At 34.5% G+C, this 14,172-nt stretch carries 17 protein-coding genes; 8 read left to right on the top strand and 9 right to left on the bottom strand.

The features are described from left to right. Position 1: 1 nt before the first annotated feature. From ACNQGN_RS09045 to ACNQGN_RS09010, 8 genes are all read right to left on the bottom strand, one after another. Complete coding sequence (locus tag ACNQGN_RS09045; protein WP_417987503.1) at positions 2–841, bottom strand: SDR family NAD(P)-dependent oxidoreductase; 840 nt, start codon at positions 839–841, stop codon at positions 2–4. Then, positions 825–3,884: an efflux RND transporter permease subunit gene (locus ACNQGN_RS09040; protein ID WP_417987502.1), complete on the bottom strand. Its 3,060-nt coding sequence runs from the start codon at positions 3,882–3,884 to the stop codon at positions 825–827. The genes ACNQGN_RS09045 and ACNQGN_RS09040 overlap by 17 nt, the downstream gene beginning before the upstream one ends. Positions 3,885–3,892: 8 nt before the next feature. Beyond that, on the bottom strand, positions 3,893–4,936 hold the full coding sequence (locus ACNQGN_RS09035; RefSeq protein WP_417987501.1) for an efflux RND transporter periplasmic adaptor subunit: 1,044 nt from the start codon (positions 4,934–4,936) through the stop codon (positions 3,893–3,895). A gap of 16 nt (positions 4,937–4,952) precedes the next feature. Continuing rightward, on the bottom strand, positions 4,953–6,287 hold the full coding sequence (locus ACNQGN_RS09030; RefSeq protein ID WP_417987500.1) for a TolC family protein: 1,335 nt from the start codon (positions 6,285–6,287) through the stop codon (positions 4,953–4,955). 53 nt (positions 6,288–6,340) lie between these two features. Then, a complete protein-coding gene (locus tag ACNQGN_RS09025) occupies positions 6,341–6,958 on the bottom strand; it encodes a TetR/AcrR family transcriptional regulator (RefSeq protein WP_417987499.1) in 618 nt (205 codons plus the stop codon). Positions 6,959–7,161: 203 nt separating this feature from the next. Next, entirely contained in the window at positions 7,162–7,485 is a 324-nt protein-coding gene (locus ACNQGN_RS09020; RefSeq protein WP_417987623.1) for a pirin-like C-terminal cupin domain-containing protein, read from the bottom strand. 78 nt (positions 7,486–7,563) lie between these two features. Beyond that, the gene (locus tag ACNQGN_RS09015; protein ID WP_417987498.1) at positions 7,564–7,818 is read right to left on the bottom strand and encodes a hypothetical protein; all 255 of its coding nucleotides are present in this window, start codon (positions 7,816–7,818) and stop codon (positions 7,564–7,566) included. Between the two features lie 21 nt (positions 7,819–7,839). Beyond that, positions 7,840–8,496, bottom strand: coding sequence for an aminotransferase-like domain-containing protein (locus ACNQGN_RS09010; RefSeq protein ID WP_417987497.1), 657 nt, complete (start codon positions 8,494–8,496; stop codon positions 7,840–7,842). On the opposite strand from ACNQGN_RS09010, the gene ACNQGN_RS09005 reads away from it, so the two are divergent. From ACNQGN_RS09005 to ACNQGN_RS08995, 3 genes are all read left to right on the top strand, one after another. Continuing rightward, a complete protein-coding gene (locus tag ACNQGN_RS09005; protein ID WP_417987622.1) occupies positions 8,479–9,669 on the top strand; it encodes an IS110 family RNA-guided transposase in 1,191 nt (396 codons plus the stop codon). The two genes, ACNQGN_RS09010 and ACNQGN_RS09005, sit on opposite strands and share 18 nt — an antisense overlap. Positions 9,670–10,227: 558 nt before the next feature. Next, positions 10,228–10,635, top strand: coding sequence for a hypothetical protein (locus ACNQGN_RS09000; RefSeq protein ID WP_417987496.1), 408 nt, complete (start codon positions 10,228–10,230; stop codon positions 10,633–10,635). 55 nt (positions 10,636–10,690) lie between these two features. Next, positions 10,691–10,978 carry a hypothetical protein gene (locus ACNQGN_RS08995; protein WP_417987495.1) on the top strand — a complete coding sequence of 96 codons (288 nt, stop codon included), beginning with the start codon at positions 10,691–10,693 and terminating at the stop codon, positions 10,976–10,978. A gap of 95 nt (positions 10,979–11,073) precedes the next feature. On the opposite strand, the gene ACNQGN_RS08990 is transcribed toward ACNQGN_RS08995, so the two are convergent. Then, complete coding sequence (locus ACNQGN_RS08990; protein ID WP_417987494.1) at positions 11,074–11,292, bottom strand: hypothetical protein; 219 nt, start codon at positions 11,290–11,292, stop codon at positions 11,074–11,076. Positions 11,293–11,489: 197 nt separating this feature from the next. Between ACNQGN_RS08990 and ACNQGN_RS08985 the strand changes: the two genes are divergently transcribed. The 5 genes from ACNQGN_RS08985 to ACNQGN_RS08965 are packed head-to-tail and all read left to right on the top strand — an operon-like array spanning position 11,490 to position 14,033. Next, positions 11,490–12,341, top strand: a complete 852-nt coding sequence (locus tag ACNQGN_RS08985) for an aldo/keto reductase (protein ID WP_417987493.1) — start codon at positions 11,490–11,492, stop codon at positions 12,339–12,341. Positions 12,342–12,368: 27 nt separating this feature from the next. After that, the gene (locus ACNQGN_RS08980) at positions 12,369–12,683 is read left to right on the top strand and encodes a hypothetical protein (RefSeq protein ID WP_417987492.1); all 315 of its coding nucleotides are present in this window, start codon (positions 12,369–12,371) and stop codon (positions 12,681–12,683) included. Continuing rightward, on the top strand, positions 12,631–13,518 hold the full coding sequence (locus ACNQGN_RS08975) for an aldo/keto reductase (RefSeq protein ID WP_417987491.1): 888 nt from the start codon (positions 12,631–12,633) through the stop codon (positions 13,516–13,518). Before ACNQGN_RS08980 ends, ACNQGN_RS08975 begins: the two co-directional genes overlap by 53 nt. Before the next feature lie 46 nt (positions 13,519–13,564). After that, a complete protein-coding gene (locus tag ACNQGN_RS08970) occupies positions 13,565–13,825 on the top strand; it encodes a nuclear transport factor 2 family protein (RefSeq protein WP_417987490.1) in 261 nt (86 codons plus the stop codon). 31 nt (positions 13,826–13,856) lie between these two features. Beyond that, positions 13,857–14,033 (top strand): hypothetical protein, encoded by a 177-nt coding sequence (locus ACNQGN_RS08965; protein WP_417987621.1) that lies wholly within the window; start codon positions 13,857–13,859, stop codon positions 14,031–14,033. Positions 14,034–14,172 lie beyond the last annotated feature (139 nt).

Genomic DNA, 14,172 nt, shown 5'->3' with positions numbered 1-14,172 from the left:
CTTATGCTGCTTTATTAACTCCTTTTAAAATGATACTTTCAAAGGTATTGTATAAAAATTGTTGTAGGGTAAGGATCATTGGTGTACTTTTTCCAACTGGATAACTAAATTTTGGATTTTTAAAATTAATGATTTTAATTATAGTATCAGCAACAGCGTTTGGTCCTGGTGCCTTTTTGAGTTCATTATTATAGTAGGAGTGGATTTTTTGCCTGAACATATCATAATCCTCAATATTGCCATAAGTTGCAACAGCGTTATCAAAAAAATTAGTTTTATGAACCATAGGCTCAACCATACTAATTCTTATATTAAATTGATTCACTTCAAATCTTAATGATTTAAAATATCCTTCTAAAGCGTGTTTAGAAGCTGAATAGTAACTAAAGTTGGGATGCCCAATTAACCCTAAAAATGAACCTACAGTAATAATTTTGCCGTGTTTTAGATTTCTCATATTTGGGAGTAGTGCGTTAGTTAGCTTAACTGTACCCCAGAAATTAGTTTCAAATTGTTGTAATCCAATTTTTGTTGGTGTTTCTTCAGCAAGACCTGTAACAGCATAGCCAGCATTATTTATTAAAACATCCAGCTTTTCTATTTGAGTAAAAAGTTCTTTAGTAAAATAGTTAATCGAATCATCATCTGAAATATCCAGACGCAATAGTTTGAAAGGAACCTTATTCTTGTATTTTTCAGGTTCACGACTAGTGCCAATTACATTAAACCCATTCTCAAAAAGTTTAGTGGCAAGCATGAGTCCAAAACCGGTTGATGCTCCTGTTATTAAGATCGTTTGTTTCATCTTGAATTTTATTAAATGTTTATATTTTATTATCATTTTCGATACTTGGAGGCATTAGTTTATACATCACAGGTGTTACAATTCTTGAAAGAATGGTAGAGCTTATAAGTCCGCCAATTAATACAATTGCCAATGGCGCGATCAAAGGATTTGAGTTCAGTGCGAGAGGAATAAGTCCACAGATTGCCGTGATAGAAGTTAATACCACTGGTAAAAAACGGGTTTCTCCGGCAATAGCAATGGCTTCATCAATTGAATGTCCTTCTTGTCGCAATTGATTGGTAAAATCTACCAAAAGGAGTGAATTTTTTACCTGAATTCCGGAAAGACCGATGAAACCAATAATAGCGACCAATGACATAGGGCTTCCGGTAATAAGCAGTAATACAACGCCTCCTAAAACTCCTAATGGGATGATAGAAAGCACGATTATAATTCCTTTGAATGTTTTAAACTGCAATAGCAATACTCCAATGAAAAGGAATGTACTTAAAATAATTACCGCAAGGAAATTACCTCCCAATGCTTCACCTTCAGATTCTTTTTCTCCTGATAATTTATAATAATATCCCTTTGGCATTTTTAGTTTATCCAATTTAGGTATAATATGTGTCAGCAGATCATTAGCGTAATAGCCCTTTCCTGATAATGCAGTAACTTTTGAAAAACGCGATTTATTGAAATGATTAATTGCTGTTGGTGAAGTTTCAAAAGATATTGTCGCAATCTGATTAAGCGCTACAGGTGTTCCCTGAATATTATTTACATATAAATTTTTAAGTGCATCGAGATTAGAAAATTTATTTCTTGGCAGGGTAAGTGTAACATTTCTTGCATTGCCACGGTCATCTATGTAATCTCCCACGGTTAATCCTGCCACTGCAAGACGAATTACCTTATCAACTTCGCTTGTTAAAACACCAAGTGTTCTTGCTTTTTCTTTATTGATTTTTACCTTGACATCAGTTTTATACGTATTCAATTCGTTATTTATGTAGACAGTACCTTCCTGATTTCGTAAAATATTCTCTACCTGAGACGAAAGCTGACGCAAAACCTTTTGGTCTTCGCCAAATAAACGAACCACGATATTTGCTTCAAGAGGCGTTCCCTGCTCAAAGTCTTTTACCTCTACTTTAGCATAGGGCATCGTTTTAAATTTATCTCTCAATTTTTCAATTAAAGCTGTTTTTTCAGTAGGTTTCGCTTCATCTTCCAATTGAACAAAAATCTGTGCAAAATCGGGCTTTCTGTCTTGTGGATGCACATTGTAATAAATTTGTGGGTTCCCTTTACCGACATTGGCCGTATAAAACGCAATTTCTTTATGGTTTTTTAACTCTGCTTCCACAATTTTTGTCACCCTGTCACTCTCTGATATATTTGCCTGCAGCGGCAGTTTTATATTAATTAAAAACATTGGCTTTTCAGAAGTTGGGAATAATTTAAATCCGGTTGCCTTAAACAATCCAAAAGCGGTAACGCTTAAAAATATTGATATAGCAATAGTTGTTCTTGGAAATTTTAACGCTTTAGGCATTATGTCCCTGTAACTTCTGGTAAGGAATTTTTGCAGATACTGAAGAAAAATATTTCCTTCGCCGTGCTCGTGTGTTTTTAGAAATCTACTTCCCAAAAATGGAACTAATGTCAAGGCTACAATCATAGAAGCCAATACACTTGTAATAACCGCCATTGGAAGACTTCTGATAAATTCACCGGAAACATCAGGAAGAAAAACCAACGGTAAAAAAGCAATGACAAGTGTTGCCGTACATCCCACAACAGCAATTCCTATTTGTTTTGTGCCTTTTAAAACTGCATCCATTTTAGAATGTCCTTCTCTAAGCCAACGCTCGATGTTTTCTACTACCACAATACTATCGTCGACCAATAATCCTAAAGCTACCACTAATCCAACAATACTTAACTGGTTTAAGGAATACCCTAAAGCATTCATTGCGATCAGTCCCAAAGCCAATGATAAGGGTATCGAGATCATAACTATTAGAGATGCTCTTGACCCTAACGGCAACAATGTGATAATAACCAAAATGATCGCAAGTGCAAAATCAAAGCCCAAATGCCCTAAACGCTGTGATACCATATTGGCCTGATCAAAGCTTTTAATCAGTTTGATGTTTTGTGGTAAGTCTTTCGAAAATTCTTCTACGATTGGTGAAAATTCTTTCTGAACATCGGTAATATTTACATTGTCCTTCATTCCGGCAGTAACCAAAACGCATCGGTGTCCATTAATACGGGTAATATGATCTACTGTTTGAGATTTGTAGCCCACTTCGGCAACATCTTTCATATAGATTATTTTTCCGTTTGCATTGTAAATGACTGTATTGGCAACATCTTCTGCGTTCTTAAATTTACCACTTGTTTTAACATTAAATACTTTGCTGTCAAGATCGATGCTTCCTCCCGGAATATCGGCAGCCTCGCTTTGTAAACTTCCCATCACGAGATTTAAAGGGATTTTTAAATGTGCCAATTTATCCAATTGCAAATCAATACGAATTTCCTGTTCAGGAATTCCAAAGTATTTGACATCCTTAAGATTGGTGATTTTTTCTAATTTTGTTTTTAGCTTATCAGCCTCGTCACGCAATTTTTTGTCGGAAGCATTTTCTGAAACTAATGCTACCTGAAGAATTTTCACATCTGATGATGCAATTTTCTCCGTTTTGATCTGATAAATATCTTTTGGGAGTTCACTGCTTTTCAGCGCATTCATTTCAGTAGAGATCTCCTGATATTTATTATCAACGTCTACGCCATATTTAAATTTTACCTGAAAAGCGGCTACACCATCTTCTACTGTAGTTAATATTTTATCAATGTTTTCAAGTCCGTAAATTTTATTTTCGATAGGTTTTACAACTTGTTCCTCCATATCTTTCGGGCTGGTTCCCGGATAAATTACTGTGATAAGATATTGGGGCGGGTGAGTGGAAGGGTCTTCTGATCTCGGCATCGAAAATAGGGTAAGATAACCCACAACGGCCACCAGAAGAAATATGATCAGCGTAAACTGATAATTTTTAACGGCAAAGTTTGTAATCTTCATAATGCTAATTATTTAATGATCTTGATTGTTGATTGTTCGTTTAGATAAGCACTGTTAGATATCACTATCTGATCTGTTTTCTGAAGACCATCTTTTATGAATACCTTGTTATTTTCAAACTTATTTATCGTAACTGGCTGACGTTTTACTTTGTTATTTTCTACTATAAATACAAAGGCTTTGTTACCATCGGCTTCAATAAGCGAATTATATGGGATGATGATAAAATTTTCTGCATTCTCTGCTTTAATTTCTGCTTTCCCAAACATACCAACTGCCGGTTTACTGTTTTTCATATTCAGTTTCAATTCTACCTGAAAAGAACCTAGTGCAACATCTGCAGATTGTGACTTTCGAAAAACAAAAGCATCAAAGTGCTCTTCGGGATAACCATCAAGAGTAACAACTGCTTTCTGACCAATTTTTGTTGATGCCCATTCTTTATCTGTTAAACCGATTTTTAATAAATAGTTGTTATTTTGGTTTGTTTCATTTATTGCCAAAATTGGAGATCCGGGATCTACTACTTCTCCTTCGTTGGCTATCTTACTGGCTACAAAACCATCGGCAGCAGCATATATTTTAGCATAGCGCGCATTAAAAGCAACGGCATCTTTCTGCTTTTTAGCAATGTCCAGACCTGTTTTTGTATTTTGAAGCTGTTCTAAGGTGTACACACTGTCTTTGTATAAATTATTGGCACGGTTGTAATCACGTTCGTATTTTTTTACATTCAGATCCGTTTGATTTAAACCGGCATTAATTTCGGTTGCATCTAATGCTGCCAAAAGTTGGCCTTTTTTGAAAAACTGACCTTCCGCTACATAAATCCGACTCACTACACCGCCTATTTTAAAACCATAATTGGCTTGGTTTTCTGTTGTTACCAATCCTGATGCACTTATATTATTTGTGAGTGCCAAAGATTGAACTGTTGCTGTTTTAATTGGAATAATATCAGCAGTTTCGAATGGTGTATGTTCTTTTTTTTCTTCTTTACATGCATAAAAAAGAGGCAAGGCAAGAAGACATAGTACTATTGATTTTTTCATAATTATTGTTTTTGGATTATTTAAAAGTAAAAGTTGCATTGGCTCTTTCTAATTCTGCAAAAGTGATCCAGGAATTATAAAGGGCTATATTGGTATTGAGCTGAGCGTTTACCCATTGATTTTGTGCATCCAGAAGTTCAATATAGATCGCTTGACCTTCTTTGTATAATTTGGTTATATCCTCATTATATTTTTTGGAGGATTCTTTTTGATTTTTATCAGCGTAGAATTGTTCCAAAGCTGATTTCAAATTATTCTGGGAAACCTGAAACTGAAGCAGTAACTGCTGTTTTACATTATCAATCTGCGAACTGATTTTTTTACTGTTCTCTTCTGTTTGTTTAAGTTTGAATTTATTTTTGTTGCCTGAAAAAATATTCCATTCTAAACCTACTCCTGCAAAATAGTAACGTGACTGTTTGTTTACTTCAAAATCAAAATCCTGAATTCCAAAATCAGCAAAACCGTTTACCTTTGGAAACCAATACGCCTGCGTAAGTTTGCTTACTTTATCGTTTATTTCTTTTGCCTGGGTAAGTTTTTGTAATTCTTCCCTGTTTTGAGTATTCTCTGAAACAGCGTCAATTGGTGGAGCTTCATTTTCATCGACTTCAATTGCGGCATCCAGCTTTTCATTAAGCAAAAAGTTAAAATAATATTGGGCATTATTACTGTTCTGGTTTGCCGTTTCCAGGTTTGCCTGTATACGTATTACCTCATTATCACTTCGTAAGACAGCCGTACGGTTTATCTTTTCATTTTTAAATAAAGATTTGTTTACTCTTTGATTTTCCTTAACTAATGCTAAAGCATCCTGATAAATTTTAATTCCTTCAACCGATTGGAGGTATTTATAGTAGGCTATTTTTATTTCCTTGACTAATTCCCTTTGATATATTTCCAGCTCAATTTTTTGTAATGAAGTCTGCTGGTTTTTAATTCTCTTGTTATAAATAATTTCAAAATTCAGTAAAGGCATTGTGGTATGAATTTTAGCATCATAGAAATTATCCGGATTAATTAGAAGAGACTGATTCTCCAGAGTCGGAAAAGCATTCGAATTTGTAATTTGATTCAAAGTGTTGTATACCGGATTCAGCATATCACCTATAGGAATATCAATTGTTCTTCCCCCTTCGGCCTTGGTATAACTTCCATTTAAGGAAACGGTAGGGTAGAACAAGGAGCGCGCTTCTTTTAAAGCATACATACTTTTGTTAATATCAAAATTGTGTTGCTTTATTACTTCGTTATTTTTTAGCCCGACTTCAATATAGTTGTCAAGCTTACTCTGTGAATATCCCAGATATCCAAATAAAATTAGTGTCAGAGTCAGTGTTTTTCTTATCATAATATACGTTGTTTTTTAATTGAACGTTGTTCAATTTTTAAGTCAAAAAATTTTTAGAGTTTTCTTATTATTTTTAAATATTCGTTGTACCCATCAAACAGGATTGTATCGGGATTAGAAAATTTCACTCCTTTTGTTCTCTGGCGTATTTCAAGACAGCACATTCCGTGTACCAAACTCCAAATCATAAATGAAAGCGGTTCTGATAAATGTCCTTCAAAATGACCTTTGCTCATACAATCTTCCACCGTAGTTTTTAAAGCTCCAAAGGTTTCAGCGCCTTCATTCCATCCTTCTTTTTCAGAGTTTTCAATAAATTCCATTGGTGCTTTGACATTGAACATCAAATCATACATTTCAGAATTTTCCATGGCAAACTTTATATAGGTAAGTCCCATTTTTTTTAAGCGTTCCATTGGATCTTCAATCGCGAATAATTCTTTAAAATACCCGCCTAGTTCCTGAAAACCAATAGAGTGCAAATCATGTAAAATAGCATTTTTATCTTTAAAATAGACATATACAGTTCCCACGCTATAGTCTATTTCATCAGCAATATTTCTAATTGTAGTTTGCTCAATCCCTCTTTCCAAAAAGAGTTTTTTGGCTCCTTTTAAAATGAGTGATTTTAAGGCTTCTTTTTCACGTGCTTTTCTTTCTGCTGTACTCATAAAAATAATATTCTTTTGCAAATGTATGTATATTTTTTGAACAATGTTCATTTTTTTTGAAAAAATAATCTAAATTTTGTTTTTGACTTACTTTCATAGAGAATTTAATGTTGTCTTATTAAAAAAATCAGAAGAATAATTTGAAATAAGAGAGGCGAACATTTTATTTGTTCGCCTCTTGTGTTTATTAATTAAAATTAGTTTTAATAAGTTATTCTTTGATTCTTTGGCGTTGTTGATATATGTTTCATCGTACCCGCTCTATACTCTCTGTAAAGTAGCTGTATTTCATCAGAAGTGTCAGCGATAAATGGACCATGCGAAACAATCTCCTCACCGAGAGGCATGGCGGAATACATAACCAGACGAACACTTTCATCTCCAGCTTTAAATACCAACTCGCTTTTGGCTTCATCTTTAAAATAAGCAAGCCATCCAACTTGGTCTCTTTCTAGTATTTTTTCATTTTCTCCTACTTTTACTGAACCTCCAATTACAACCAAAAAAGTGTTGAAGTTAGCAGGGATTTTTGGTGAATATGACGGAATTGAAGTGTATCAAAAACGACCCTTATTTACAGCATTTGGTGCAGCAGTAATAAAAAGTTATATTAACCCTTTCAGTATAGCCACACTTTTTTCTAAATCATGCAGAGAAGAAGAAGCAAAACCTAAACGAACTCCATTGGTTTTGTAGTTCGGATATTGATGTGCTTTGCCATTAGAGATAAACAGCCCCTTTTGGTAGGCATTTTGCGCTAATTTTTCAAGATTGATGGATTTATCAAATTCAGTCCAGACCGTCATACCGCCTTCAGGAATGGTGAAATTTACTGCACCTCTTAATTCACTACTTAACAAGTCACAAAAAAAATCACGTCTTTATTCATATACAGTTAAGGTTTTTCTAAAGAAACGTTGTATAGTACCATCGTTTAGTAAACAAGCCATTGCATCATCAATAACCTGATCACCTTGCCTGTCTATAAGAATGCGGACATTGCCGAGATGTTCAATGACATTTTCGGCAGCTGCCATATAGCCCATCCGAAATGCGGGAGAGAAACTTTTGCTGAATGAGCCACTATAAATAACCATTCCTTTTTCGTCTGCACTGGCAAGTGGCAATAACGGGCGTAGCTTATAGTGAAAATCAAAATCGTAATCATCTTCAAAAATGATAAAACCATATTTATTGGCAAGCCGTAGTAGTTCCAGTCTTCGATCAATCCGCAACGATACCGTTGTGGGATAATGATGATGAGGTGTTACATAAACCATCCGCACCTTTTTTTTTCTCTTTTTTAATTCATCTACAAGGAGACCGTTTTCGTCCACAGGTATGGTTACATGTTCCGCTTTGGCATGTATAAAATTTCGTTCTGCTCTGTTCCAGCCCGGCACACCTGAAACGATAACATCCCCAGCATTAATCAATCCACTGCAGACAAGGTTTATTCCCATTATCGTACCTTTTACGGAAATAATATTTTTTGAGGTCGTCTTTAACCCTCTTGTTTTATTCAGATAGTCAGACATTGCTTCCCTGTACAAGCAACCATCGCTATGGAAAGTACTGGAAGTTATTGGCAGACACTGTTTTTTGAATTACAACGCTCTGGTTATGAAGTCATATTAGTTTCTGGATACCAGACTAAAAATGTACGAGCAAAAACTGATGTTAAAGATTGCCAATGGATACAAAAACTTCATTCATTAGGCCTGCTCAGAGGATGTTTTTTACCTTCTGAACAAACTGCCAGACTGCGGGTGCTGCATCGCCACCGGTCTTCAATCCAAGCAAATGCTGCAGCAATGATAAACAAAATGCAAAAATCACTTCGGCTGATGAATTTACGATTAGATGTTGTTTTAGGTGATATAGTCGGTAAAACTGGTACAGCTATAATAGAATCCATTCTGCAAGGAGAGCGCAATGGGCTGGTATTATCTCAATTAACCGATCCTCGGGTTAGAAAATCAAAGCAGGAAATAGCGGATGCTTTGCAAGGACAGTGGAGCGACGAACTGCTTTATGAATTGGAAGACTGTTATGATATTTATAAAACCTTCCAACTAAAAATGCAAAAGTGCGATCAAAAGATTGAAGCCCTATTAAAATCGTTTCTACCCAATCCATACAATGACAAACAACAAATAGATCTTGCTAAAAAACAGCTCAAAGGAAGGAACCAACCAAAATTTGACCTTTCTTGGTTAAGTTACAATTACTATGGTGTTGATTTATTTGCTATTGAAGGAATCGGCACTAATACAATTATGACTTTGATTACTGAAATTGGACTAGATTTATCTAAATTTAAAACCGCCAAGCAATTTACATCCTATTTAAGGCTTGCCCCAAATAACCGTATAAGTGGAGGAAAAATAATAAGTAGCCGCACACCCAAAGGAGCCAACAAGTTTGCATTATCCTTAAGAAATGCTGCCAATTCAATCGACCGCATCAAAGTTGGAAATCTTACATCATTTTTCAAAAGGGTCGCTTATAAAAAAGGAAGAGCCGCAGCCATCACAGCAACAGCTAGAAAGCTCGCCGTTATCATCTGGAACATGGCCGTGAAAAAGCAAGCCTATCAGCCAATACAAAACGAGATTTACGAAGGGCTGGTTAAACAAAAACGCATAGCTGCCGTCAAACGAATGATGAAAAACTCAAACATTTCATTTGAAGAATTAGGTATAACTTAAAAACAACTGAATAGATGGTTTCTCTGAAGAATTAGGCAATGTATTATTGGGAAAATCAGTATATTATATAATTCCTTATAATAAGTTAGATAGAATTGGGTGTCCAGTTTGCCCCGGAATACCCAATCTGTATCTGTAAATTATTCATTTTTTGTATCTGTAGCTTGTATTAACCATGCTTTAATTTTGTTATGTCAATATATTTAAAATTAACGAATATATATATATAATCAAAATTATAGTACACATTATTGGTTATGCAGCATTGTTACTAAATACGTTATCAATGACAATGAAGAATCTACTTTACTTAAGGATACTTTCTTTAGTAGCAAACCTAATTTATATCTTTTATGGTATTTTACTAGGTGTGCCGCCTATGATAATAGGCTGTGCACTCACGATAATAATACATTCTTATTAGGATATATAAACTTCAAAAAGAAAAAACAGAGAATCCTAATTGATCGATTCTGTATCTGTATCCTAAAATAATTAGTTTTCTGCATCTGTATCTTTTTTTATTTGATTGTTAATTTTGTATTCAAGAAAAGAGTTATGAGTAAGCAAGTAGGGAATAATGAAGAAATAGAATATGATGATGTGTGTCTGTCCGAATTAAGGGCAGTCGTGGACATCTACAAGAAAGCAAAGACAAAAATTTCTTATGAAGAGAATTTATTTCAAAATAATACAATTCACTTGACAGAAAATTTTGGGCTACCTTTAGTTTTTGGAAGATTTGATAAGAAAGTGATTGGTTCCGCTTCTGTAACTCTTAGTCCGAACAACCAAGTGGAAATTAATTGTTATTTTAGAGAAGGATTTGAAAAACAGGAAGTAAAGCAAATTTTATCAGGGAAGGCTAAAAAAATATTAGACAGAACTTTCAATAATGACAAAGACAATTTTAAAGTTAAAGAGTCCATTAAAAGATGGATTGACTGGATAAATAAATGCAATTAATTTTCAGTAAACACGTTATAAAACAACGTTGTGATTAAGCATAAAATATTTTAAAATGGAAAAAAAAAATAAATACCATTTAGCGGAAAATGAACAAAATTTTGATAACTGCAAGGATATTATAGTTGAATATTTGAATACATTTGGCGTTGATCTTACTTCTATGAATTTACCAGAGGAATTTGGAAAAATGAAACAAATGTATGGGGCAAATGAAGGTGCGCTTTTTCTCACATTAGATAATAACGAAATTATTGGTTGCGTGGGAGTGCGAAGAATTGAAAAAGAAATTGCGGAACTTAAAAGGCTTTATGTTAAAGATTCTTGTATTAAATCAGGATGAAACACTAAAGCATGTCCTTTTGGTTGAAATACTTTACCATCCTTTTCTACTTCCATTACTTGTCCTGGAGCAACAAAAATCAATGGGCCTTCTTGTTAGTCATAGTAATTACAACCATAACGCAAATCACCACATTTTATATCTTTCAAAAAGAGGCAATAAAAGCCATAATAAATTCTAACTGTCTTCTCTCCATCCCAAGATCTTTGGTCGGCTTTTGAAAAATCAATAACATTTATTAATGGATGTAAAGTTTCGTTATTGTTGAATACATTATATTCAGTAATGGTATTAAACTTGACTACTTTGTTCATGATAATTTTCATTTTATAATACAAATTTAGGTATTTAGAGATAGCAATTACCATATAGCAAGTCCAATAAGTAATATTGGTAGAACAATCAGTAATCTATATACCAACAACCTCATTTTCAGGTCGGAAATTTGCAAAGTACTATAAGTTATCCTAATTGCCTGGAAAATTTATAGTAACTTTAAAATTAAAAAATCATGCAAAATATAAAATTAAATAACGGAATAGAAATGCCAATTTTAGGATTCGGTGTTTTCCAAATTCCGGATGCTACTGAATGTGAAAAAGCAGTATTAGAAGCGATCGATTGTGGTTATCGTTTAATCGATACAGCAGTTTCGTATAGGAATGAAGCTGCCGTAGGTAATGCAATTAAGAAAAGTGGTGTCCTTAGAGAAGAATTGTTTATAACAACAAAAGTATGGATTCAAGATGTTGGTTATGAAAAAACAAAAGCAGCTTTTCAAAAATCATTAGACCTGTTACAACTAGACTATCTGGATTTATATCTGATTCATCAACCCTATGGAGATATTTTTGGATCTTGGAGAGCTATGCAAGAATTATATGCTGAAGGTAAGATCAGAGCAATTGGTGTTGCGAATTTTCATCCGGACAGAGTGATGGATTTGATTGTTAATAGTGGTTTTACACCTGCTGTTAACCAAATTGAAACGCATCCATTTCAGCAACAAATTAGTACCCAAGAATTCCTTCAGAATAACAACGTACAAATTCAATCATGGGGACCTTTTGCAGAAGGAAAAAATAACATTTTCCATAATGACTTGTTGATTTCAATTGGTAATAAACATGATAAAAGCGTCGCACAAATTATTCTTCGTTGGTTAATTCAAAGAGGCGTCGTCGCTATTCCGAAATCAATACGAAAAGAAAGAATGTTGGAAAATTTCACCATTTTCGATTTTGAATTATCCGCAGATGATATGCAAATGATTCAGACTCTGGATACAAATGAAAGTTTGTTTTTTGACCACAGAAACCCTAATATGGTAAAATGGTTAAGCGAGTATAAAATAGAGTTCTAAAAAACAGTAGTTCTAAAAAATATAATTATGAATCGTAGAAATCTTTTAAAAACCGCAGGATTAGCATTAGCTGGAAGCGCTATACTCCCTTTTGATTCATTAGCTCAAACTATAAAATCAGAAGATAATCATTTAAAAAATGACAATCTTCAACCCTTGACTAACAAGCGTAAACTTGGAGCTTCACTTGAAGTTTCTAGCATCGGTCTTGGGGTTCAGAATATGAGCAGAACGTATCAAACTACAATTCCCTCTCGTCCAGAAATGTTCAATATCATTCGAACAGCCTTTGATAAAGGAGTTACCCTTTTCGATGCTGCGGAGGCTTACGGGCCTTTTTGAAGTGGAACGAATTCTTGGAGAAGGTATTGCAGCTTTCCGTGATAAAATAGTTATAGAAACGAAGTTTGGCTGGAATATAGACCAGGAAACAGGCAAGCGATTACCGGGATTAAACAGTCGTCCTGAACACATCAAAATAGTTGTTGAAGGAATGCTTAAACGTCTTCGCACCGATCGTATAGATTTATTATATCAACACCGAGTAGATCCGCAAGTTCCCATTGAAGATGTAGTTGGAGCTATCAAGGATTTGATAAAAGAAGGTAAAATATTGCATTACGGATTATCCGAGCCTGGATCCCAAACCGTAAGGCGTGCACACAAAATTAATCCCATTGCGGCCATTCAAAATGAATATTCTTTATTATGGCGTGGACCTGAAAAAGAAATTATTCCACTTTGTGAAGAACTCGGCATTGGTTTCGTTCCTTGGAGTCCGCTTGGCGTGGGATTTCTAACAGGAGCGATTGATGCGGATACACGCTTCGCTCAAGGTGATATCCGTGGAAATGAGTCTCGTTTTTCGACAGAGAATCTGCCCCACAACTTGACACTCGTAGATTTATTAAAAAACTGGAGCGCACAAAAACAGGCTACTCCGGCCCAAATTTCGCTGGCTTGGCTACTGGCACAAAAGCCTTGGATTGTTCCCATACCAGGCACGACACAGATGGCCCATATGCTGGAAAATATTGGAGCATCAGATGTACAATTTACTGCAGCTGAAGTAAAGGAATTCAATAAACAATTGGATGCTATTCAAATTTTGGGGGAACGACTACCTGCCTTTGTTCAAGCTTTTTCTGATGTGGAAGCACCATTAAAGAAAAAATAGTAAAATAGAAAATCATAATTACAATTTAACTTTTAAATTAGGTCATATGAAAAAATTAATTATGGGACTGTTTGTAATAGCAAGTTTACAATACTCCTTTGCTCAAAATAAAACCAATACTGTTGTTACGAATTACACAGACGCTGAACAAGAAATTATTCAACTCTCTAAAGATAAATGGCAGTGGATGGCTGATAAAAATGTAGACAAACTTGAATCACTCTTTGACAACAAATCCAAATTTGTCCATATGAGTGGCACTTGGAAAAAGGACGAAGAACTAGACATTATTAAAACGGGTTTATAAGAATACTAAGGTTCATGATGTAGCAGTAGAAATTTTCAAAAAAACGGCAATCGTTTGGAACCGAATTACGCTTGAAGCTATTGTCAGAGGAAATGTAGCCGTGACTGAATTTACTGTAACAGAAATCTATCAAAAAAAAGGTAAAGATTGGAAACTTTTAGCCTTAACATTCAGCAGTGTGCGAGACACACACCAGATTCAGAAATAAAAAAAGATAAAAAAACATACTAATGCGAATCAAGGGTTGAAAAGTAACAGGAAATATACACAAATAATAAGAAATATCTTTCAATTTATTTGTTTTAAAGTCTGAAAATCAGTACATTTAAGGTGTGTCCTAAGCACTT

The sequence above is a fragment of the Flavobacterium rhamnosi genome, from assembly GCF_048286515.1.
Classification (GTDB): Bacteria; Bacteroidota; Bacteroidia; order Flavobacteriales; family Flavobacteriaceae; genus Flavobacterium.
Note: the sequence above shows the minus strand (reverse complement) of the source record. Positions and strands in the feature narration are given on the sequence as shown.